Genomic DNA, 22,120 nt, shown 5'->3' with positions numbered 1-22,120 from the left:
CAATCAGCCGGTGATCATCGGCAGGTCCAGGCCCTGCTCCTTGGCGCATTCGATGGCGATGTCGTAGCCGGCATCGGCGTGACGCATGACGCCGGTGCCTGGGTCGTTGGTCAGTACGCGGGCGATGCGCGCGGCAGCCTCGTCGGTACCGTCACAGACGATGACCATGCCGGAGTGCTGGGAGAAGCCCATGCCCACGCCGCCGCCGTGATGCAGCGATATCCAGGTGGCGCCGCCTGCGGTGTTCAGCAGGGCATTGAGCAGCGGCCAGTCGGACACTGCATCGGAGCCATCACGCATGGCTTCGGTTTCGCGGTTGGGGCTCGATACCGAACCTGAGTCCAGGTGGTCGCGGCCGATGACAACAGGCGCCGACAGCTCGCCGCTGCGGACCATTTCGTTGAAGGCCAGGCCCAGCTTCGCGCGCAGGCCCAGGCCGACCCAGCAGATACGTGCCGGCAGGCCTTGGAAGGCGATGCGTTCGCGGGCCATGTCCAGCCAGCGGTGCAGGTGGGCGTCGTCAGGGATCAGCTCTTTGACCTTGGCGTCGGTCTTGTAGATGTCCTCGGCCTCACCCGACAGCGCCGCCCAACGGAACGGGCCAACCCCACGGCAGAACAGCGGGCGGATGTAGGCCGGCACGAAGCCTGGGAAGTCGAAGGCATTGGCAACGCCCTCTTCCTTGGCCATCTGGCGGATGTTGTTGCCGTAGTCGAAGGTCGGGATGCCTTGTTTCTGGAAGTCGAGCATGGCTTGTACGTGCACGGCCATCGACTGCTTGGCCGCCTTGACCACGCCAGCCGGGTCGGTCTGCGCACGGTCGCGGTACTGTTCCCAGGTCCAGCCAGCAGGCAGGTAGCCATTGAGCGGGTCGTGGGCGCTGGTCTGGTCGGTGACCATGTCCGGGCGCACACCCCGCTTGACCAGCTCGGGCAGAATTTCGGCGGCGTTGCCGTGCAGGGCGATGGAGATGGCCTTGCCTTCGGCGGTGTATTTGGCGATGCGCACCAGGGCGTCATCCAGGTCGCTGGCCTGCTCGTCGACGTAGCGGGTCTGCAGGCGGAAGTCGATGCGGCTCTGTTGGCATTCGATGTTCAGCGAGCAAGCACCGGCCAGGGTTGCGGCCAGTGGCTGCGCACCGCCCATGCCGCCCAGGCCTGCAGTGAGTACCCACTTGCCTTTGAGGCTGCCGTTGTAGTGCTGGCGGCCGGCCTCGACGAAGGTTTCGTAGGTGCCTTGGACGATGCCTTGGCTGCCGATGTAGATCCAGCTGCCGGCGGTCATCTGGCCGTACATGGCCAGGCCCTTGGCATCCAGCTCGTTGAAGTGCTCCCAGCTGGCCCAATGCGGCACCAGGTTGGAGTTGGCGATCAGCACGCGCGGGGCGTTGCTGTGGGTCTTGAATACGCCGACCGGCTTGCCCGACTGCACCAGCAGGGTTTCGTCGTCTTCAAGGCGGGTCAGGGTTTCGACGATCTTGTCGTAGCACTCCCAGTTGCGCGCTGCCCGGCCGATGCCGCCGTAGACCACCAGTTCCTTGGGGTTCTCGGCGACCTGTGGGTCGAGGTTGTTCATCAGCATGCGCAGCGGCGCTTCGGTCAGCCAGCTTTTGGCGGTCAGCTTGTTGCCACGCGGGGCACGGATTTCTACGTCACGGTATTTGTTGTTGTCAGTCACGGGGAAGGTCCTTGGCGGTCATCCGACGGCAGGTGTGTGTGTGTCGATGACGCTATACAAACACACCTTTACTTGTATGTACAAGCATGGACAACCAAAATACCGAGCAAAAAAAATCGCGGGGCAAGCCCGCTCCCACAAAAGCAGCTTTCATGCATCTGTGGGAGCGGGCTTGCCCCGCGATCAGCTGTGCCAGGTTTAACGCGGCATCAATTCAATCAGGCAAAAACGCCCCTGCACATCCAGCTCCAGCAACCCTGGGTTGCCATCCAGTCGCAGGCAGTCATAGCGCCCCAACTGCTGCGCCGGCTGCCCCGCCATAGCCACCTCGGCATGGTTGCTGGCAGCAAACACCAGCAGCGTCGGCGCCGAGCTGAACAGCCGGTGGCTGCCATCCAGCCACTGCAACCGGGCGCTGTAGCGCTGCGGCGAGTAGATCAGGTTGAAGTCGCGAATCGGCCCGCCCAGCAGCTTGCAACTGACCTGGCTGTGGCCATCGAAGGCGAAGGCATCGAACGGCAACAGCGGCCGACTGGCCTGGCCATCGACCAACAGGCGCATGCCATCGCCTTGCAGCACGGTGATGATCCGCTCATAGCCAGCGAAGGTCGAAAACCCGCCGGACTCTTCGATATCGGCGATCGACAGGCGCCAGCCGAAGCCCTCCAGGCTGTCGCCGCCATCGCGGGTGATCTCTTCGGTGAAACCGCCGCCGTTCTTCCACGGCATGCGCGGGTAGGTGTCGGCGCGCAACAGCTGCAACTGGCTCATTTGCTGAAACGTCCTTCCAGGCGGTGGCGCGAACCTGGGTGAATCAGGCGCGCGGCGGTCACCGGCTGGCGGCCCGACCAGGTGCGACGGCGAATCAGCAGGCACGGCTCGCCAGGCTCGATTTGCAGCAGGTGGCACTCATCGGGCTCGGCGAGGATCGCCTCGACCACGTGCTCGCCTTCGGTCAGTGGCGCAACTCGCGACAGGTACTCATAGGGCGTTTGCCGGGTGAAATCCTGGCGCAGGTAATCCGGGGCAATGGCCGCGTTGACGTAGCGGTCCTCGATCTGCACCGGCACGCCGTTTTCGTAATGCACGATCAGCGAATGGAACACCCGCTGGCCTTCGCGCATGTCCAGCGCCAGCGCCCGCTCGGAACCTGCCGCCTCTTCGACCAGGGTGATCACCTGGCAGCTATGCTGATGGCCGCGGCTGGCGATCTCGTCGGCGATGTTGTTGACCTCGAACAGCGCCGAGCGGCTCTTGGGCTCGGCGACGAAGGTGCCCACGCCCTGCATGCGCACCAGCAGGCCTTCGGCGGTCAGTTCGCGCAGTGCACGGTTGATGGTCATGCGGCTGAAACCCAGCTCGGCAACCAGCTCGCTCTCCGAGGGCACCCGGTGATGCGGCGGCCAACTGCCGTTCTCGATCTGCTGGATGATCATCTGCTTCACCCGGGCATAGAGCGGCGCCGGGCCTTCGCCCATCTGGGCAACCAGCGCGGAGACAGGTTGTGTCGGCACGGCGTTGAGTCCTTGTGCGGTTGGAGTGGGCGGTAGCTTGCCGGAGTTTACCCGGCAGGCAAACGGCTGTATATGTATATACAAGTCAGACAATAACAGGAATTCACTGATGCCCGCCTATTTTGCCGAACGCGCCCTGCTGCCCACGGGCTGGGCCCGCAACGTCCGCCTTGAGGTCGGGGCCGATGGCCTGCTGGCGTCGATCAGCGCAGGCGCCAGCGCCGAGGGTGCCGAACACGTGGCCGGGCCGCTGCTGCCGGGCATGCCAAACCTGCACTCGCATGCGTTCCAGCGGGCCATGGCCGGGCTGGCAGAAGTGGTCGGCAACCCCAACGACAGTTTCTGGACCTGGCGCGAACTGATGTACCGCCTGGCAGGCTCGGTAACCCCTGCGCAACTGCAGGTGATCGCCCGTCAGTTGTACATCGAGATGCTCAAGGCCGGCTACACCTCGGTGGCAGAGTTCCATTACGTGCACCATGACCACGATGGGCGCCGCTACGCCGACCCTGCCGAGCTGTCGTTGCGCATCAGCGCGGCTGCTGCGGCCACCGGGATCGGCCTGACCCTGTTGCCGGTGCTCTACAGCCACGCAGGTTTTGGCGGCCAGCCGCCAAGTGAGGGGCAGCGGCGTTTCATCAACTCAACCGAGCACTACCTGCGCTTGCAGCAGCAACTGGCGCCGCTGTTGGCGGCGCAGCCTGCGCAGCGCCTGGGGCTGTGTTTTCACTCGCTGCGGGCGGTCACCCCTGAACAGATCGCCGAGGTACTCGGCGCCAGCGACGCTCACTGCCCGGTGCACATCCATATTGCCGAGCAGCAGAAAGAGGTCGACGACTGCCTGGCCTGGAGCGGCCTGCGCCCGTTGCAGTGGTTGTACCGGCACGCCGATGTGGACGCGCGCTGGTGCCTGGTGCACGCCACCCACGCCCAACCCGATGAAGTGGCGGCCATGGCCCGCAGCGGCGCGGTGGCCGGCTTGTGCCTGACCACCGAGGCCAACCTGGGTGACGGGATCTTCCCCGCGGTCGACTACCTGGCCCAGGGCGGGCGCATGGGCATTGGTTCGGACAGCCATGTGTCGCTGAGTGTGGTCGAGGAACTGCGCTGGTTGGAGTATGGCCAGCGCCTGCGTGATCAACGGCGTAACCGGTTGTATCGCGGCGACCAGCCGATGGTTGGGCGCACGCTGTATGACGCAGCGTTACAGGGCGGTGCCCAGGCGTTGGGGCAGCCGGTGGGCGAGTTGGCGGTGGGCAAGCGTGCCGACTGGCTGGTGCTCGATGGGCGTGACCCGTACCTGGCGGTGGCCGAGGAGGATGCCATTCTCAACCGCTGGCTGTTCGCCGGCGGGGATCGCCAGTTGCGCGATGTGATGGTCAACGGTCAATGGGTAGTGCGCCAGGGGCGGCACAACCTGGAAGAAGAGAGTGCGCTGGCGTTTGCCGAGGTGTTGCGCCAGCTGCTGGGTTAGCCCATAGGCGTCAAAATCGCGGCTGGGCTCAGTCTCTGTAGGAGCGGCCTTGTGTCGCGAAAGGGCTGCGTAGCTGCCCCGGCGATCTCAGGGTGATGCAAATCTTGGGGGCGCTTCGCACCCCTTTCGCGACACAAGGCCGCTCCTACACGGGACCGTGCCTCCCTTGAACTCGACGTGGGCACGGCTAGTGACGAGCAACAATCTCGCGGTCCGGCGTGCGCCAGATCAGCCGGCTGGTATCGTAGCCCTGCTGGCGCGCCTTGGACATCAAGCTCTCGCGTTCCCAGGCCGGCAGCGCCGGATTGCGCGCCAGAATCCACAGGTACTTGCGGTCGGGGCTGCCGACAATCGCGGTGCGGTAGCGCTCGTCCACGTAGAGAATCCAGTAATCACCCTTGGCCACGCCCGGTACCAGGCGGGTGAACCAGTTGTCGAACTCGACCCACAACTTGTCCGTATGACCGGCCTGCTGCGCGGTGGCATGGCCTTCGGCGCGCAGCCATTCATCACCCAGGGTGCGGCAGCGGTTGAGCACACCGACAGTGCCGTCAGGCTTGAGGTTGTAGTGGGCCTCGGACTGGGCGCAGCCGTCCTGGTACTTCATCGGCAGGCGCGCCAGCTCGAACCATTTGCCCTGGTAACGCTTGAGGTCGACCGCACCTGCGGTCTTCGGCGCCAGCGGGTCGGTGGCAGAGGTGGCGCAGCCACCCAGCAGCATCACCAGGCACACGCCGAGCAGCAGGTGCAAACGCCTCATTTGAGGCCCTGCCCGGAGTACATCAACACTTTGTCAGCGGCGTACTGCACGCTGATGAACGCCTTCTCGTCACCCCAGGTGCAGCTGCTCATGCCCAACGCGCCAGAACACTCGGTAGGCTTGCCCAGCAGTTGCTCGACCTCGGCTTTGTTCATGCCGGCCTTGAGCCTGGAATAGTTTTCCTGGTTGACCTTGCTGCAGGCAGTCAACACGACGCACAGCGTCAACAGGGCGAGGGAACGCAACGACATGACGGGACACTCCTGAAGATGAACACGCAGGCGAGAAAGCCTGCAGGGGGCTTAGAAGGAAAAAAGGGTCCGTGGTTCCGTGCCGACGGTGCTTTTCGTCGGCCGGTGTCTGGAATGCGGTGTAGCGGGCAACTAAACAGTCGTAAAGGGTATGGCCCTCTGCCACACTCGCCTGTCCTCTGGGGTGCGTAGATTTCTCAAGATGACCAAGACTCTGAAGTTCAGCCACAAGATCCTTTTGGCCGCAGCACTCGTGGTAGCAGCCGCGTTCACCTGCTTCGTGCTGTACAACGATTACCGCCAACGCCAGTCCCTGCGCAGCGATACCCAGACCACGCTGCAGGACCTGGGCAGCCTCACGGCCGGCAACATCCGCAACTGGCTCGACAGCCGTATCCAGTTGCTTGACAGCGTGGCGCAGCAGGTCGCTGTCGATGGCCCCAGCAAGGCCAGCCTGGACCGCAGCCTGGCGCTGCCGGTATATGCCAGCAACTTCATGCTCACCTACTTCGGCGCGAAAGATGGCCGCATGCAGTCGGTACCTGCCGGCAACCGCGCAGCCGACTACGACCCGCGTTCCCGCGGCTGGTACAAGGCCGCCACCGCCGCAGGCCAGACCATCGTCACCGAGCCGTACATCTCGGCCTCGGCAGGCAAGCTGGTGATCACCCTGGCAACCCCGGTGCAACAGGCCGGCAGCCTGGCCGGCGTGGCCGGCGTCGACACCGACCTGCAAACCATCAGCAAGCTGATCAATACCTTGGACTTCGATGGCCACGGCCATGCGTTCATCGTCAATGGCGAAGGCAAGATCCTCATCCACCCCAACGCCGAGCTGGCCCTCAAGACCCTCACCGACGTCTACCCCGGCACTACGCCGAGCATTGGCAGCGGGCTGAAGGAAGTGGAGGTGGATGGCCACAAGCAGTTCATCAGCTTCACCCATATCGACGGTGTGCCCTCGGCGGACTGGTACGTCGCGCTGGTGCTCGACCAGGACGCCGCGTTTGCCATGCTCGGCGAGCTGCGCACCTCCGCATTGGTGGCCACGCTGATTGCGATTCTGGTGATCATCGGCCTGCTGAGCGTGCTGATCCGCGTGCTGATGGAGCCATTGCACGTGATGGGGCGCGCCATGCATGACATCGCCGAGGGCGAAGGCGACCTGACCCGGCGCCTGAAAATCCACGCCCAGGACGAGTTCGGCAGCCTTGCGCAGTCGTTCAACCGCTTTGTCGAACGTATCCACGAGTCGATCCGCGAGGTGTCCTCGGCCACCGGCCAGGTCAATAGCGTCGCCGGCCAGGTGGTCAGCGCATCGAATGCCTCGATCATCAACGCCGACCAGCAGTCCGAGCGCACCAGCAGCGTGGCAGCAGCGATCAACCAGCTTGGCGCCGCGGCCCAGGAGATCGCCCAGAACGCCGCCCTCGCCTCGCAGCATTCAAGCGCCGCGCGCGGCCTTGCCAGCGAAGGCCAGCAGGTGGTGGGCGAAACCATCGAGGTGATGAACCAGCTGTCGGCGCGCATCAGCGATGCCAGCGGCAACATTGAGACGCTGAACAATCACACCGCCAACATTGGGCAGATTCTCGATGTGATCAGCGGCATTTCCCAGCAGACCAACCTGCTGGCGCTGAACGCGGCTATTGAAGCCGCGCGCGCCGGTGAGGCAGGGCGCGGCTTTGCCGTGGTGGCTGACGAAGTGCGTAACCTGGCCCATCGCACCCAAGAGTCGGCCCAGCAGGTGCAGAGCTTGATCGAGGAGCTGCAGGCGGGTGCGCAGATGGCCGTGAGCACCATGAACCAGAGCAAGCAGCACAGTGACCGCAGCGTGGGCATTGCCAACCAGGCCGGTGAGCGCCTGGGCAGCGTGACCCAGCGCATTGGCGAGATCGACGGCATGAACCAGTCGGTGGCGACCGCGACCGAAGAGCAGACGGCTGTGGTCGAGTCGATCAATGTCGACATTACCGAGATCAATACGCTGAATCAGGAAGGGGTGCACAACCTGCAGAGCACCTTGCGTGCCTGCACCGACCTTGAGCGCCAGGTGGAGCGGTTGAAGCATCTGGTGGGGAGTTTCAGGATTTAAGCGCGTGGGAGCGGGCCTGCCCCGCGATGGCGATGTTCAACCCATCATCGCAATCGCGGGGCAAGCCCGCTCCCACGTCGGTTATGCGCAGCCCTGAACCGGCCTCATCGCAAGCTGTCGCCAGCTCCCACAAGATCAGCGCAGGGGCTCAATGTTGCGATGATGCGCGGTCTCTGTGGGAGCTGGCGATAGCCTGCGATGAGGCCACTACAAGCTTGCACAAAACCATGGAATTTCCCATGGATGTCGCTCAGCGCTAGAACCTGGACCCAGGCTCGAGCAAGAAGTCCATCTCTTCGCTGGTACTCGGCCTGTCCAGTACCAGATTACGCTGCGGGAAGCGGCCAAACCGGGCAATCACCCGCTGGTGCTGCTCGGCGTAATCCAGGAAACCTTCGAACAACCGGCGGCTAGCCTCGGGCTGCTCATCGAGCAACGCCTGGTAACGCTCGATGCACTGGTTTTGCCAGTCGAGCACCTCGGCGTGCTCCAGCACCAGCAGCACGAACACCCGTTGAATCGGCAGCAACTGGAAATCCCAGCCTTTTTGCAGCCCCTGCATGGCCAGCACCTGCGCACGCCGGTCGCCTTCGAAGGCGCGCGGCGTGTCGCGGTAAATCATGCGCGGCAGCTGATCCAGCAGGATCAGCAACCCCAGCCAGCCTTGCGGACTTTGCTGCCACTCATCGAGCCCGCCCGCCAGGGCTTGCTCGACGAGCTCGCCAAAGTGCGCCCGTGCTTCGTCGTCGTGGTGCTTGCCGAACCACAGCGTGTTCTTCTCGTCAGCCACGGCCTGGGCGTTTGCGCCCCAACCGAACCACCATTCCAACAACGGCTGCCAAGGTGCGAGCATGGGTTACTCCTTGTGGTAGGCGGTGACGCGCTCGACCTCTTCCTTCGAGCCGAGAATCACCGATACGCGCTGGTGCAGACCTTCAGGCTTGATGTCGAGGATACGCTGGTAGCCATCGGTGGACACACCACCGGCCTGTTCGATGATGAACGACATCGGGTTGGCTTCGTACATCAGGCGCAGCTTGCCTGGCTTGCTTGGGTCGCGGGCGTCACGCGGGTACATGAACAGGCCGCCACGGGTAAGGATGCGGTGCACATCGGCAACCATCGAGGCGATCCAGCGCATGTTGTAGTTTTTCTTCAACGGGCCGGTCTCGCCGGCCAGCAGCTCGCCGACGTAGCGCTGGATCGGGGCTTCCCAATGGCGCTGGTTGGACATGTTGATGGCGAACTCGGCGGTGCTTTCCGGCACGCGGATATTTTCGTGGGTGAGCACGAAGCTACCCAGCTCGCGGTCCAGGGTGAAGCCCTTGACGCCGTTGCCCAGGGTCAGGATCAGCATGGTCTGCGGGCCGTAGATGGCATAACCGGCGGCGACCTGCTCGGTGCCTGGCTGCAGGAAGGCGTTTTCGTTGAGGGTTTCGTTCTGGCTCAAGTATTCGTTAGGGCAACGCAATACCGAGAAGATGGTGCCGACCGAGACGTTGACGTCGATGTTCGACGAGCCGTCGAGCGGGTCGAAGACCAGCAGGTAGGCGCCTTTAGGGTATTTGCCCGGGATCTGGTAGGCGTTGTCCATTTCTTCGGACGCCATGCCGGCCAGGTGGCCGCCCCACTCGTTGGCTTCGAGCAGGATGTCGTTGGAGATCACGTCGAGCTTTTTCTGCACTTCGCCCTGCACGTTTTCGGTGCCCATGCTGCCCAGTACGCCGCCGAGGGCGCCTTTGGAAACGTGGTGGCTGATTTCCTTGCACGCACGCGCCACCACTTCGATCAGGAAGCGCAGATCGGCAGGGGTATTGTTGCTGCGGGTCTGCTCAATCAGATAGCGACTCAGGGTAACGCGGGACATGTAAGGCTCCGAAGGAAATAAGGGAGAAACAACCCCCGCAGTTTACAGGGAGAGTTGCAGGCTAGCGAGCAAAGAGACTCGCTTGAGGGGGTTAGGTTCAGCGCAGGCCCTGCCGATGGTCGCCAGAACAGACAATCGCGGGGCAAGCCCGCCCCTACGCCAACCCTGCGTGGGAGCGGGCTTGCCCCTCGATTTGTTCAGGCTAATCCAGCACTTTCCAGATCTCGTTGGCGTATTCCCTGATGGTACGGTCCGAGGAGAACCAGCCCATGCGCGCGGTATTGAGCACCGCCATTCGCCACCACTGCTCGGGCGTATGCCACAGCTCTTCGACGCGGCGCTGGGCGTCCCAGTAGGCGTCGAAATCAGCGCACAACAGGAAGCGGTCATGGTCGACCAGGCCATCCACCAGCCCGGTATAACGCGACGGGTCGTCCGGCGAGAACACGCCGCTGCGAATGGCCTGCAGCACATCACCCAACCGGCTTGAGGCGGCAATCGCGGCACTGGCGCCAAAGTCGCCGGCCTTGCCGCGTGCGCCCACCTGCTGCGCCGTCAGACCGAAGATGAACATGTTGTCGGCGCCCACCTGCTCGCACATCTCGACGTTGGCGCCATCGAGGGTGCCGATGGTCAGCGCGCCATTGAGCCCGAACTTCATGTTGCTGGTACCCGATGCCTCGTAGCCGGCGGTGGAGATTTGTTCGGACAGGTCCGCCGCCGGGATGATGCTCTCGGCCAGGCTGACGTTGTAGTTGGGCAAGAACACCACTTTCAGCAGGCCGCGCACGGTCGGGTCGTTGTTGACCACCCGGGCGATGTCGTTGGTCAGCTTGATGATCAACTTGGCCTGGTGATAACTGGCCGCCGCCTTGCCGGCGAAAATCTTCACCCGCGGCGCCCAGTGGGTGCCCGGCTCGTTGCGAATGGCCTGGTACAGGGCCACGGTATGCAACAGGTTGAGCAGTTGGCGCTTGTACTCGTGGATGCGCTTGACCTGCACATCGAACAGCGCCTCGGGGTTTACCGTGACGCCGATGCGGTCCTGGATGATGCTCGCCAGAGCGCGCTTGCTGTGCAGGCGCTGGGCCGCGAACTGTTTGCGGAAGGCGGGCTTGTCGGCAAACGGTTCCAGCGCCTTGAGCTTGCCTTCGGGGTCGTCGAGCAAGTCGGCGCCCAACGCCTCCACCAGCATGGCAGTGAGCTGCGGGTTGGCTTGGTACAGCCAGCGGCGGAAGGTAATGCCGTTGGTCTTGTTGTTGATACGCTCGGGGTAAAGCTTGTGCAGCTCGGAGAACACCGTGCTCTTCATCAGCTTGCTGTGCAGCGCCGATACGCCGTTGACGCTGTGCGAGCCCAGAAACGCCAGGTTGCCCATGCGCACGCGGCGGCCGTTGTCTTCTTCGATCAGCGATACCGCGCGCAGCACATCGAAATCGTGCTGGCCTTTAGCCCGGAGCGCGTCGATATGGTAGGCGTTGATCAGGTAGATGATCTGCATGTGCCGGGGCAGCATGCGCTCCATCAGCGCCACCGGCCAGGTTTCCAGCGCCTCGGGCAGCAAGGTGTGGTTGGTGTAGGCCAGCGTGCCGACGGTCAGCTCCCAGGCGGTGTCCCACGGGATTTCGTGCTGGTCCACCAGCAGGCGCATCAGCTCGGCCACGGCAATCGAGGGGTGGGTGTCGTTGAGCTGAATAGCCGCCGCGTCCGGCAGGTTGAGCAGGCTGTCGTGCATGTTCAGGTGGCGGCGCAGCAAGTCCTGCAAGGACGCCGAAACGAAGAAGTACTCTTGGCGCAGGCGCAGTTCCTGGCCTGCCTCGGTGCTGTCTGCCGGGTACAGGACCCGCGAAATGCTCTCGGCACGGGCGACTTCGGCCACCGCGCCCAAATGGTCACCGGCGTTGAAGCGCTCCAGGTGCAGCTCTTCGAGCGCCCGGGCGCGCCACAGGCGCAAGGTATTGACGCTGGAGCCGCGCCAGCCCACCACCGGCGTGTCATAGGCTACCGCACGCACCGTCTCGCCGGGCGTCCACACCTGGCGTTGCTGGCCGTCGGGCTGGTGCACGGTTTCGACACTGCCGCCAAAGCTGATCGGGTAGATCACCTCGGCGCGCTCGAATTCCCAGGGGTTGCCGAAATCCAGCCAGTTTTCGGTCTGTTCCTGCTGCCAACCATCCACTATTGCCTGGCGGAACAGGCCGTGCTCGTAGCGAATGCCATAACCGTGGGCGGCAATGCCCAAGGTCGACATGCTTTCCATGAAGCACGCGGCCAGCCGGCCCAGGCCGCCGTTACCCAGCGCAGCATCAGGTTCGAGCAGGCGGATACGCTCAAGGTCGACATCCAGCCCTTCCAAGGCTTCGCGGGCGATGTCGAGGTAACCGAGGTTACTGAGGCTGTCGTACAGCAGCCGGCCGATCAGAAATTCGAGCGAAAGGTAATACACCCGCTTTTGGCTACGGCGGTAAGCCTGGCGAGTGTGGTCCATCCAGTGATCGACCATATGGTCGCGGGCGGCCAGGGCGATGGCTTCGAACCAGTCGTGGTCGAAGGCGTGTTCGGGGTCCTTGCCGACCGCGTAGGTCAGTTTGGCCAGTACGGCGGCGCGAAAGTCCGCCACCTCTTCATGTCGAGCTTTGGCCTCACGGGCCTTGTTTTCCTGGGACATTCGGCATCCTCGGGCAAGTAGGCGAAAGCGCTGGGAGATTGTTCAGCCTAGACGCTCTGACACAGAGTGAAAGCGGCGGTTCGCGGTTTTCATCAAGTGAACCGGAATCTGGCGAAAGGTTGTTCACAAATTGAACAACTCCGGTATCATCGCGCGCCCCCACCCGTGATACGCCCAGCCAAAAAAATGAAAACGACCCTGATTGCCGCCGCCGAAGTCGACCGCCTGGAGACCTGGCAGCGTTATGCCAGCCACATGTGCGGTGGCTGCCACTCCACCTGCTGCACCTTGCCGGTGGAGGTGAAGATCAAGGATCTGATCCGCATTGGCGTGGTGGATGAGTTCGAAAAAGACGAGCCGCCGAAGAACGTCGCCAAGCGTTTGCAGAAGGAAGGCATCATCGAACGCTTCAACCAGAAGTCAGGCATTTTCACCCTGACCCGGATGAGCAACGATGACTGCATGTACCTGGATCGCAAGAGCCGCTTGTGCACCATCTACGAAAAGCGCCCGGACACCTGCCGCAACCACCCCAAGATCGGGCCACGGCCTGGCTACTGCGCGTACAAGCCCAAGGTAGTCGGGCGCTAAGCGCCGGCCTGACCACCGCGGCGGGATCTCTGTAGGAGCGGCCTTGTGTCGCGAAAGGGCCGCGCAGCGGCCCCGGCGATTCTGCAAGAGGCCGAGATCCTGGGGCTGCTGCGCAGCCCATTCGCGACACAAGGCCGCTCCTACAGCGACCGAGCCAGGCACGCTGGCGATGCCAGACGCGGCCCTTGTCGCGATGAGGCCGGCACAGACCGCACAAAACCCACAGACAAAAAAACGCCCCCGGCCTTTCGACCGGGGGCGTTTTTATTCAGCCAACACTAACTTAGCTGTTTTTGGCTTTCTTGGCAGCGCGGGTACGCTCGCTTTCGTCCAGGATCTTCTTGCGAAGACGGATGGACTTCGGCGTGACTTCGCACAGCTCGTCTTCCTGGATGTATTCCAGAGCCTGTTCCAGGGTGAAGCGAACCGGCGGCACCAGGGCGATGACTTCGTCTTTACCCGAAGCACGCATGTTGTCGAGCTTCTTGCCCTTGGTAGGGTTGACGCCCAGGTCGTTGTCGCGGCTGTTCTGGCCGACGATCTGACCGTTGTAGATCTCTTGACCGTGCTCGACGAACAGCTTGCCACGCGCCTGCAGGGTTTCCAGCGAGTAGGTCAGCGCCTTGCCGGTTTCAACCGAAACCAGTACGCCGTTCTGACGGCCGGACATGTGGCCGGACTTCACGGTGTCGTAGCGATCGAAGATCGAGGTCAGGATGCCTGCACCGTTGGTCAGGGTCAGGAACTGGTTACGGAAACCGATCAGACCACGGGCCGGGATGTTGTATTCCAGGCGCACACGGCCTTTGCCATCCGGGACCATGTTGGTCAGGTCGCCTTTACGCAGACCCATCTCTTCCATGACCTTGCCCTGGGATTCTTCAGGGATGTCGATGGTGACGTTTTCGAACGGTTCCTGCTTGACGCCATCCACTTCGCGGATGATCACTTCAGGACGGCCCAGGGCCAGTTCGAAGCCTTCGCGACGCATGGTTTCGATCAGTACCGACAGGTGCAGCTCGCCACGGCCCGAGACCTTGAACTTGTCTGGGGAGTCGGTTTCTTCAACGCGCAGGGCAACGTTGTAGAGCAGCTCTTTGTCCAGACGGTCCTTGATGTTACGGCTGGTGACGAACTTGCCTTCCTTGCCGCAGAACGGCGAATCGTTGACCTGGAAGGTCATCGAAACGGTAGGCTCGTCGACGGTCAGCGGCTTCATCGCCTCAACGGCAGTCGGGTCGCACAGGGTGTCGGAGATGAACAGCTCGTCGAAACCGCTGATGCAGACGATGTCGCCAGCCTGGGCTTCTTCGACGTCTACACGGTGCAGGCCGTGGTGACCCATCAGCTTGAGGATACGGCCGTTACGCTTCTTGCCGTCGGCGTCGATGGCAACAACCGGGGTGTTCGGCTTGATGCGACCACGGGCGATACGGCCAACACCGATAACACCGAGGAAGCTGTTGTAGTCCAGTGCCGAGATTTGCATCTGGAACGGGCCGTCACGGTCAACAGCTGGCGCTGGAACGTGGTCGACGACAGCCTGGTACAGGGCAGTCATGTCTTCGCCCATGGCGGTGTGATCCAGGCCGGCGATGCCGTTCAGGGCCGAGGCGTAGACAACCTGGAAGTCCAACTGCTCGTCGGTAGCGCCGAGGTTGTCGAACAGGTCGAAGATCTGGTCCAGAACCCAGTCAGGACGCGCGCCCGGACGGTCGACCTTGTTGATCACGACGATTGGCTTCAGACCAGCTTCGAACGCCTTTTTGGTCACGAAGCGGGTTTGCGGCATAGGGCCGTCCTGGGCGTCGACCAGCAGCAGCACGGAGTCGACCATCGACATTACACGCTCAACCTCGCCACCGAAGTCGGCGTGGCCGGGGGTGTCGACGATGTTGATGTGGTAGCCGTTCCAGTTGATGGCGGTGTTTTTCGCCAGAATGGTAATACCGCGCTCTTTTTCCTGGTCGTTGGAGTCCATGACGCGCTCGTCGTTGAGCTCGTTACGCTCCAGAGTGCCGGACTGACGCAGGAGTTTGTCGACCAGGGTGGTTTTACCATGGTCAACGTGGGCGATGATGGCGATGTTACGCAGATTTTCGATCACAACTGTATCTCGATCAGAGGATTCGGTTGCCGCCAGTCTAGACGGCCAATATGAAGTTAAAAGGCTCAGCGGGCCCGGCGGTCGGGGGGGCGATGGCGGATGCTGCCGCCATAGAGCCCCGGCATCTTATGTCGGACGATAAACACGCACATTGGCATGTCCCTCACTGAGCAGATGGTGTGCGTGCAAACGGCTCATCACACCCTTGTCGCAATACAGCAGGTACTGCCGGTTGGCATCCAGCTGCTTGAATTTGCTGTTGATGGCATAGAACGGCATAGCCTGGACCTCAATGCCGTCGATGACCAGTGGCTGGTCTTCCTGGGCATCGGGGTGACGGATATCGATGACGATCTGGCCCGGCAATGCCTCGGCCACTTCTTCGATTTCAACGTCCTTGCCCAGCTCGTCGATCACATGGTCGATGGAGATCAGCCGCGCGCGCTCCAGGGCGCGCTCGAGCACGGCCATGTCGAACTGCTTCTCTTCATGCTCCATGCGGTGGCGCTTGGCATGGGTGGTCGGGTTTACCGAGATAACGCCGCAGTACTCAGGCATGTGCTTGGCGAAGTCGGCGGTGCCGATTTCGGTGGCCTGGTCGATGATGTCCTGCTTGTGGCTGGCCAGCAGCGGGCGCAGCACCAGCTTGTCGGTGGCCGAGTCGATGATCGACAGGTTCGGCAAAGTCTGGCTGGAAACCTGGGAAATCGCCTCGCCGGTGACCAGCGCGTCGATCTGCAGGCGGTCGGCCATATGTGCGGCGCCGCGCAGCATCATGCGCTTGAGCGTCACGCCCATGTAGCTGTTGTCGACCTTGTTGAGAATCTCGCCGACCACTTCTTCGAACGGCACGCTGATAAACAGCACGCGCTGGCTGCTGCCGTATTTCTTCCACAGGAAGTGCGCCACTTCCATCACGCCCAGCTCGTGGGCACGGCCGCCAAGGTTGAAGAAGCAGAAGTGGGTCATCAGGCCGCGACGCATCATCTGGTAGGCCGCCACGGTGGAGTCGAAGCCGCCGGACATCAGCACCAGCGTCTGCTCCAGGGCGCCCAGCGGGTAGCCGCCAATGCCCTGGTGCTGGTTGTGAATCACGTACAGGCGCTGGTTGCGGATTTCGATACGCACCAGCACTTCGGGGTTCTTCAGCTCGATACCGGCGGCGCCGCACTGCTGGCGCAACTGGCTGCCAACGTAGCGGTCGACGTCCATCGAGGTGAAGTCGTGGTGACCACCACGCTTGCAGCGCACGGCAAAGTGCTTGCCGGCCAACAGGTGACCGAAGTGCTGCTTGCACTTGGCAACGATGTCGTCGAAGTCGCCCAGCGGGTACTCCTCGACCTGCAGGAAGTGGGTGATACCCGGGGTGCAGGTAAGGCGCTCGATGATCTCGCGCTGAACCTTTTCGTCCTCGATGCGGGTGACCACCTCGAGATTGTCCCAGACACCATCAACCACGAGCTCAGGATCGAGGTCCTTGAGCACGTTGCGGATGTTCTTGCCGAGCTGGCGGATGAAGCGCTTGCGCACCGGCCGGCTTTTGATGGTGATCTCTGGGAAGACTTTGACGATAAGTTTCATTGGGTTAACAGCGCGCGCAGGGCCTGCCGAAAATGAGGGGCGCGAATTATATCGGAAATTGCTCAGGTTTTGAGCAGTTTTTGAACGCTGGCGTCGAATTATCTTGGCTTTACCGGCCTCATCGCGGGGCAAGCCCGCTCCCACAAGGGCCGGCTGGCCTCAAGGAGTTGGACACCTATTCAATTCCTTGGGGGCCTGACTGCAAAGCCATGCGTGGGAGCGGGCTTGCCCCGCGATGAGGCCCCAACCTCCATCAAGGCACCACAATGGTGCGCACACATTAAATTACGCCTCTTATAAGTGCGTTTTTCCTCGGCACCCCGCCCGCAAATGCCCGCAAACGCCGCCTTTTATCCTGCGCTCGCCATTTTCGGGCACTGGCATGCAATTTGCTCCCTTGTGAGGCAGGTAAGCTTGGCCGACTATCCGCGCCCGGCAACACCCTTTTTCCAGAGCAGCGGCCTACCGCGCTCTAGACCCTCCGGAGGACAACATGTCGAAGTCGGTTCAACTCATCAAAGATCATGACGTCAAGTGGATTGATCTGCGTTTCACGGACACCAAAGGCATTCAGCATCACGTGACCATGCCGGCGCGCGATGGCCTGGACGAAGACTTCTTCGAAGTCGGCAAGATGTTCGACGGTTCCTCCATTGCCGGCTGGAAAGGCATCGAAGCCTCCGACATGATCCTGATGCCGGTCGATGATACTGCCGTACTGGACCCGTTCACCGAAGAACCGACCCTGATCATCACCTGTGACATCGTCGACCCTTCGAGCATGCAGGGCTACGACCGCGACCCACGTGCGATCGCCAAGCGCGCCGAAGAGTACCTGAAGAGCACCGGCATCGGTGACACCGTCTTCGCAGGCCCGGAGCCTGAGTTCTTCATCTTCGACGAAGTGAAGTTCCAGTCGGACATTTCCGGCTCGATGTTCAAGATCTTCTCCGAGCAAGGCTCGTGGATGACCGGTGCTGACGTGGAAGGCGGCAACAAAGGCCACCGTCCAGGCGTCAAAGGCGGCTACTTCCCGGTTCCGCCGTTCGACCACGACCACGAAATCCGTACTGCCATGTGCAACGCACTGGAAGAAATGGGCCAGATCGTCGAAGTTCACCACCACGAAGTGGCAACTGCCGGCCAGAACGAAATCGGCGTCAAGTTCAACACCCTGGTGAAGAAAGCGGACGAAGTTCAGGCCCTGAAATACGTCGTGCACAACGTTGCCGACGCTTACGGCCGCACCGCTACCTTCATGCCTAAGCCTCTGTACGGCGACAACGGCTCGGGCATGCACGTGCACATGTCGATCTGGAAAGACGGCAAAAACACCTTCTCCGGTGAAGGCTATGCCGGCCTTTCGGATACCGCCCTGTACTTCATCGGCGGCATCATCAAGCACGGCAAGGCCCTGAACGGCTTCACCAACCCGTCGACCAACTCGTACAAGCGTCTGGTCCCAGGCTTCGAAGCACCGGTAATGCTGGCCTACTCGGCCCGCAACCGTTCCGCCTCGATCCGTATTCCTTACGTTGGCAGCCCGAAAGCCCGCCGTATCGAAGCGCGCTTCCCGGACCCATCGGCCAACCCGTACCTGGCCTTCGCTGCACTGCTGATGGCAGGCCTGGACGGCATCCAGAACAAGATCCACCCAGGCGATGCTGCCGACAAGAACCTGTACGACCTGCCGCCTGAAGAGGCCAAGGAAATCCCGCAAGTGTGCGGCAGCCTGAAAGAAGCTCTGGAAGAGCTGGATAAAGGCCGTGCGTTCCTGACCAAGGGCGGCGTGTTCTCCGACGACTTCATCGATGCCTTCATCGAGCTGAAGAGCGAAGAAGAGATCAAGGTCCGCACCTTCGTGCACCCGCTGGAATACGAGCTGTACTACAGCTGCTGATGTGAGCGGCGCCCTGCGCCGGTGACTTCAGACAAACGGCCTTCTTCGGAAGGCCGTTTTCGTTTCTGCCCGCAATCTATTCAGATGCGTCCTACAAGCAATCCGAGCCCAACTGCCCACACTAGGTCTCCCAGCCACGGAGATCCCCAATGCGCCTCACCTATGCACTCCCCCCCTTCGCCCTGACCCTCGCCCTCACCGCCTGCACAGCAGCGAGCCCCACCGCCAATCAGTTCGCCCCCTTGCTTGACGCCATCGAACAACGCCTCGACCTCGCCCGCTCGGTCGCCCAGCACAAATGGCGCAACGACCTGCCGGTAGAAGCCCCCGAGCGCGAACGGCAAGTACTCGCCAAGGTGCGCCTGGAAGCCGCCGACTATGGCCTGCCCCCCGCACGTGCCACTGCGTTTTTTACCGACCAGATGGAAGCCAACAAGTTGATCCAGTACGCCTTGCTCGACCGCTGGGCAACCCTGGACCCCAACGCGCTGGCGGCCCCGCGCGACCTTGCCAGTGAGCTGCGCCCACGCCTGGACAAACTCCAGGCCAGCCTGTTGTTCGAACTTGCCGAGCTGGACCGCAAGCCAATGCCCGACTGCACACGCAACCTGGCCGACGCCCTGGCCGGGCGCACCGACAATGAACTGCGCCACTTGGCCTTGGTGCGCGCCACCGGCCAGCTGTGCCTGAAACAGTGAAGGCAGCAATGCTCTATATTGGTGCATGGCAAGGCGCTACGCGCCGCCCGTCACCCCAAAACAGGTCGCAGCACGCGCATTTTCAGAAGATTCTGGTCCGAATATGCGCATCTTCCGGGGTTTATCAGGAAATTCCGCTTCTTTTCGGAGCCTTGGTTTGTTTCTTGCATTTTCCAGGCATCAGCGGATCCATAGCGCACCCACCCCGGGCAGGCCCCGGGGGCTGCAAGCGCCAAAAGAGGTCAACGACACTTTATGACCATCAGCGATGCACAGCACCGTCTGCTTCTGGACAACCTGACCACGGCCACGCTTTTGCTCAATGCCGAGCTGCGCCTTGAGTACATGAACCCAGCGGCCGAAATGCTGCTGGCCGTCAGCGGCCAGCGCAGCCATGGGCAATTCATCAGCGAACTGTTCACCGAGTCCAGCGAGGCGCTCAACTCGCTGCGCCAGGCCGTGGAACACGCGCACCCGTTCACCAAGCGTGAAGCGCTGTTGACCTCCCTGACCGGCCAGGCCATCACCGTCGATTACGCGGTCACGCCGATCCTGCACCAGGGCCAGACCCTGCTGTTGCTGGAGGTGCACCCGCGCGACCGGCTGCTGCGCATCACCAAGGAAGAGGCCCAGCTGAGCAAGCAGGAAACCACCAAGATGCTGGTGCGCGGCCTTGCCCACGAAATAAAGAACCCGCTGGGCGGCATTCGCGGCGCAGCACAGTTGCTGGCCCGCGAGCTGCCAAACGATGGCCTGCGCGACTACACCAACGTGATCATCGAAGAGGCCGACCGCCTGCGTAACCTGGTCGACCGTATGCTCGGCTCCAACAAACTGCCATCGCTGGCCATGACCAACATCCACGAGGTGCTGGAGCGCGTCTGCAGCCTGGTCGAGGCCGAAACCCAGGGCGGCATCACCTTGGTGCGTGACTACGACCCCAGCCTGCCGGATGTGCTGATCGACCGCGAACAGATGATCCAGGCGGTGCTCAACATCGTGCGCAACGCCATGCAGGCGATCAGCGGCCAGAACGAGCTGCGCCTGGGGCGCATTGCCCTGCGCAGCCGCGCGGTGCGTCAATTCACCATTGGCCATGTGCGCCATCGCCTGGTGGCGCGGGTCGAGATCATCGACAACGGCCCCGGCATCCCTGCCGAACTGCAAGACACCCTCTTCTACCCAATGGTCAGCGGCCGCCCCGACGGTACCGGGCTGGGCCTGGCCATTACCCAGAACATCATCAGCCAGCACCAGGGCCTGATCGAGTGCGAGAGCCATCCCGGCCACACCGCCTTCTCGATCTACCTGCCACTGGAACAAGGAGCCAACGCCTCATGAGCCGCAGTGAAACCGTCTGGATCGTCGATGATGATCGCTCTATCCGCTGGGTGCTGGAAAAAGCCCTGCAGCAGGAAGGCATGAATACCCAGAGCTTCGACAGTGCGGACGGTGTCATGGGCCGCCTGGCGCGCCAGCAGCCTGACGTGATCATTTCCGATATCCGCATGCCCGGCGCCAGTGGCCTGGACCTGTTGGCGCAGATTCGCGAACAGCACCCGCGCCTGCCGGTCATCATCATGACCGCCCATTCCGACCTGGACAGCGCGGTGGCCTCCTATCAGGGCGGTGCGTTCGAATACCTGCCCAAGCCGTTCGATGTCGACGAGGCGGTGTCGCTGGTCAAGCGCGCCAACCAGCATGCCCAGGAACAGCAAGGCCTGGCCGTGCCGCAGGCCTTGACCCGCACCCCAGAGATCATCGGCGAAGCGCCGGCCATGCAGGAGGTGTTCCGCGCCATTGGCCGGCTCAGCCACTCCAACATCACGGTGTTGATCAATGGCGAGTCCGGCACCGGTAAAGAGCTGGTCGCCCATGCCCTGCACCGCCACAGCCCACGGGCAGCGTCGCCGTTCATCGCGCTGAACATGGCGGCGATCCCCAAGGACCTGATGGAGTCGGAGCTGTTCGGCCATGAGAAAGGCGCCTTTACCGGTGCTGCCAACCTGCGCCGCGGCCGCTTCGAACAGGCAGACGGCGGCACGCTGTTCCTCGACGAAATCGGCGACATGCCTGCCGACACCCAGACGCGCTTGCTGCGGGTGCTGGCCGACGGCGAGTTCTACCGCGTGGGTGGCCATATTCCGGTGAAAGTGGACGTGCGCATCATTGCCGCCACCCACCAGAACCTCGAATCGCTGGTGCAGGCCGGCAAGTTCCGGGAAGACCTGTTCCACCGCCTGAACGTGATCCGCATCCATATCCCGCGCCTGGCTGACCGTCGCGAAGACATCCCGGCACTGGCTCGCCACTTTCTTGGCCGCGCCGCCCAGGAGTTGTCGGTGGAGCCCAAGCTGCTCAAGCCGGAAACCGAGGAGTTCATCCGCAACCTGCCGTGGCCAGGCAACGTGCGCCAGCTGGAGAACACTTGCCGCTGGATCACCGTAATGGCGTCGAGCCGCGAAGTGCTGGTGGGCGATTTGCCGCCAGAGCTGCTCAACCTGCCGACTGACGCCACCCCGGTGACCAACTGGGAGCAGGCCCTGCGCCAGTGGGCCGACCAGGCCTTGGCGCGTGGCCAGTCGAGCCTGCTCGACAGCGCCGTGCCGAGCTTCGAGCGGATCATGATCGAAACCGCCCTCAAACACACCGCCGGCCGCCGCCGCGATGCTGCCGTGCTGCTGGGCTGGGGCCGCAACACCCTGACCCGCAAGATCAAGGAGCTGGGCATGAAGGTGGATGGCGCCGAGGATGATGACGGCGACGATCACTGAGGTACAGCAGTGAGCCTATAACGTGGGCTTGCTTCGAGTGTCGCACCACTGCGATGGGCTGCAGAGCTGTCCCCTAAACGGCTGACATTACCCTCAGGGCTGCTCCGCAGCCCAACGCGGGGCAAGCCCGCTCACCACAAAAACCAGTCTTCCCGCGTAAACC

At 62.6% G+C, this 22,120-nt stretch carries 17 protein-coding genes; 7 read left to right on the top strand and 10 right to left on the bottom strand.

The features are described from left to right. Nucleotides 1-3: 3 nt before the first annotated feature. From hutU to hutC, 3 genes are all read right to left on the bottom strand, one after another. On the bottom strand, nucleotides 4-1,677 hold the full coding sequence (hutU, locus tag HU720_RS15330; RefSeq protein WP_186520777.1) for a urocanate hydratase: 1,674 nt from the start codon (nucleotides 1,675-1,677) through the stop codon (nucleotides 4-6). Nucleotides 1,678-1,875: 198 nt separating this feature from the next. Continuing rightward, nucleotides 1,876-2,448, bottom strand: a complete 573-nt coding sequence (locus HU720_RS15325) for a HutD family protein (RefSeq protein WP_186520776.1) — start codon at nucleotides 2,446-2,448, stop codon at nucleotides 1,876-1,878. Further along, the gene (hutC, locus tag HU720_RS15320; RefSeq protein WP_186520785.1) at nucleotides 2,445-3,155 is read right to left on the bottom strand and encodes a histidine utilization repressor; all 711 of its coding nucleotides are present in this window, start codon (nucleotides 3,153-3,155) and stop codon (nucleotides 2,445-2,447) included. Before hutC ends, HU720_RS15325 begins: the two co-directional genes overlap by 4 nt. 145 nt (nucleotides 3,156-3,300) lie before the next feature. Between hutC and HU720_RS15315 the strand changes: the two genes are divergently transcribed. Beyond that, nucleotides 3,301-4,665: a formimidoylglutamate deiminase gene (locus tag HU720_RS15315; RefSeq protein ID WP_186520775.1), complete on the top strand. Its 1,365-nt coding sequence runs from the start codon at nucleotides 3,301-3,303 to the stop codon at nucleotides 4,663-4,665. A 187-nt stretch (nucleotides 4,666-4,852) separates the two neighbouring features. Here HU720_RS15315 and HU720_RS15310 read toward each other — a convergent pair whose 3' ends face one another. Both HU720_RS15310 and bamE read right to left on the bottom strand, forming a co-directional pair. Next, the gene (locus HU720_RS15310; RefSeq protein ID WP_186520774.1) at nucleotides 4,853-5,425 is read right to left on the bottom strand and encodes a lipocalin family protein; all 573 of its coding nucleotides are present in this window, start codon (nucleotides 5,423-5,425) and stop codon (nucleotides 4,853-4,855) included. After that, on the bottom strand, nucleotides 5,422-5,676 hold the full coding sequence (gene bamE / locus HU720_RS15305) for an outer membrane protein assembly factor BamE (protein ID WP_186520773.1): 255 nt from the start codon (nucleotides 5,674-5,676) through the stop codon (nucleotides 5,422-5,424). The genes HU720_RS15310 and bamE overlap by 4 nt, the downstream gene beginning before the upstream one ends. A 202-nt stretch (nucleotides 5,677-5,878) precedes the next feature. On the opposite strand from bamE, the gene HU720_RS15300 reads away from it, so the two are divergent. Continuing rightward, nucleotides 5,879-7,771 carry a methyl-accepting chemotaxis protein gene (locus HU720_RS15300; protein WP_186520772.1) on the top strand — a complete coding sequence of 631 codons (1,893 nt, stop codon included), beginning with the start codon at nucleotides 5,879-5,881 and terminating at the stop codon, nucleotides 7,769-7,771. A 256-nt stretch (nucleotides 7,772-8,027) separates the two neighbouring features. On the opposite strand, the gene HU720_RS15295 is transcribed toward HU720_RS15300, so the two are convergent. From HU720_RS15295 to HU720_RS15285, 3 genes are all read right to left on the bottom strand, one after another. Beyond that, nucleotides 8,028-8,624 carry a DUF924 family protein gene (locus tag HU720_RS15295; RefSeq protein ID WP_186520771.1) on the bottom strand — a complete coding sequence of 199 codons (597 nt, stop codon included), beginning with the start codon at nucleotides 8,622-8,624 and terminating at the stop codon, nucleotides 8,028-8,030. A gap of 3 nt (nucleotides 8,625-8,627) precedes the next feature. After that, entirely contained in the window at nucleotides 8,628-9,638 is a 1,011-nt protein-coding gene (locus HU720_RS15290) for a class 1 fructose-bisphosphatase (protein WP_186520770.1), read from the bottom strand. A 202-nt stretch (nucleotides 9,639-9,840) separates the two neighbouring features. Next, the gene (locus tag HU720_RS15285) at nucleotides 9,841-12,306 is read right to left on the bottom strand and encodes a glycogen/starch/alpha-glucan phosphorylase (protein ID WP_186520769.1); all 2,466 of its coding nucleotides are present in this window, start codon (nucleotides 12,304-12,306) and stop codon (nucleotides 9,841-9,843) included. Nucleotides 12,307-12,492: 186 nt separating this feature from the next. Here HU720_RS15285 and HU720_RS15280 point away from each other — a divergent pair, with 186 nt between their 5' ends. Then, nucleotides 12,493-12,897 carry a YkgJ family cysteine cluster protein gene (locus HU720_RS15280; RefSeq protein ID WP_186520768.1) on the top strand — a complete coding sequence of 135 codons (405 nt, stop codon included), beginning with the start codon at nucleotides 12,493-12,495 and terminating at the stop codon, nucleotides 12,895-12,897. 283 nt (nucleotides 12,898-13,180) lie between these two features. Here HU720_RS15280 and typA read toward each other — a convergent pair whose 3' ends face one another. Both typA and thiI read right to left on the bottom strand, forming a co-directional pair. After that, entirely contained in the window at nucleotides 13,181-15,004 is a 1,824-nt protein-coding gene (gene typA, locus HU720_RS15275; protein WP_186520767.1) for a translational GTPase TypA, read from the bottom strand. 126 nt (nucleotides 15,005-15,130) lie between these two features. Continuing rightward, nucleotides 15,131-16,585, bottom strand: a complete 1,455-nt coding sequence (gene thiI / locus HU720_RS15270; RefSeq protein ID WP_186520766.1) for a tRNA uracil 4-sulfurtransferase ThiI — start codon at nucleotides 16,583-16,585, stop codon at nucleotides 15,131-15,133. A 493-nt stretch (nucleotides 16,586-17,078) separates the two neighbouring features. Between thiI and glnA the strand changes: the two genes are divergently transcribed. The 4 genes from glnA (at nucleotide 17,079) to ntrC (ending at nucleotide 21,957) form a co-directional block, all read left to right on the top strand. Then, nucleotides 17,079-18,485: a type I glutamate--ammonia ligase gene (glnA, locus tag HU720_RS15265; RefSeq protein ID WP_186520765.1), complete on the top strand. Its 1,407-nt coding sequence runs from the start codon at nucleotides 17,079-17,081 to the stop codon at nucleotides 18,483-18,485. A gap of 149 nt (nucleotides 18,486-18,634) precedes the next feature. Next, complete coding sequence (gene aroQ / locus HU720_RS15260; protein WP_186520764.1) at nucleotides 18,635-19,183, top strand: gamma subclass chorismate mutase AroQ; 549 nt, start codon at nucleotides 18,635-18,637, stop codon at nucleotides 19,181-19,183. Nucleotides 19,184-19,438: 255 nt separating this feature from the next. Then, nucleotides 19,439-20,524: a nitrogen regulation protein NR(II) gene (gene glnL, locus HU720_RS15255; RefSeq protein WP_186520763.1), complete on the top strand. Its 1,086-nt coding sequence runs from the start codon at nucleotides 19,439-19,441 to the stop codon at nucleotides 20,522-20,524. Continuing rightward, nucleotides 20,521-21,957: a nitrogen regulation protein NR(I) gene (gene ntrC, locus HU720_RS15250; protein WP_186520762.1), complete on the top strand. Its 1,437-nt coding sequence runs from the start codon at nucleotides 20,521-20,523 to the stop codon at nucleotides 21,955-21,957. Before glnL ends, ntrC begins: the two co-directional genes overlap by 4 nt. The last annotated feature ends 163 nt before the right edge of the window (nucleotides 21,958-22,120 follow it).

The organism is Pseudomonas sp. SWRI51 (assembly GCF_014268825.1).
Classification (GTDB): Bacteria; Pseudomonadota; Gammaproteobacteria; order Pseudomonadales; family Pseudomonadaceae; genus Aquipseudomonas; species Aquipseudomonas farsensis.
Note: the sequence above shows the minus strand (reverse complement) of the source record. Positions and strands in the feature narration are given on the sequence as shown.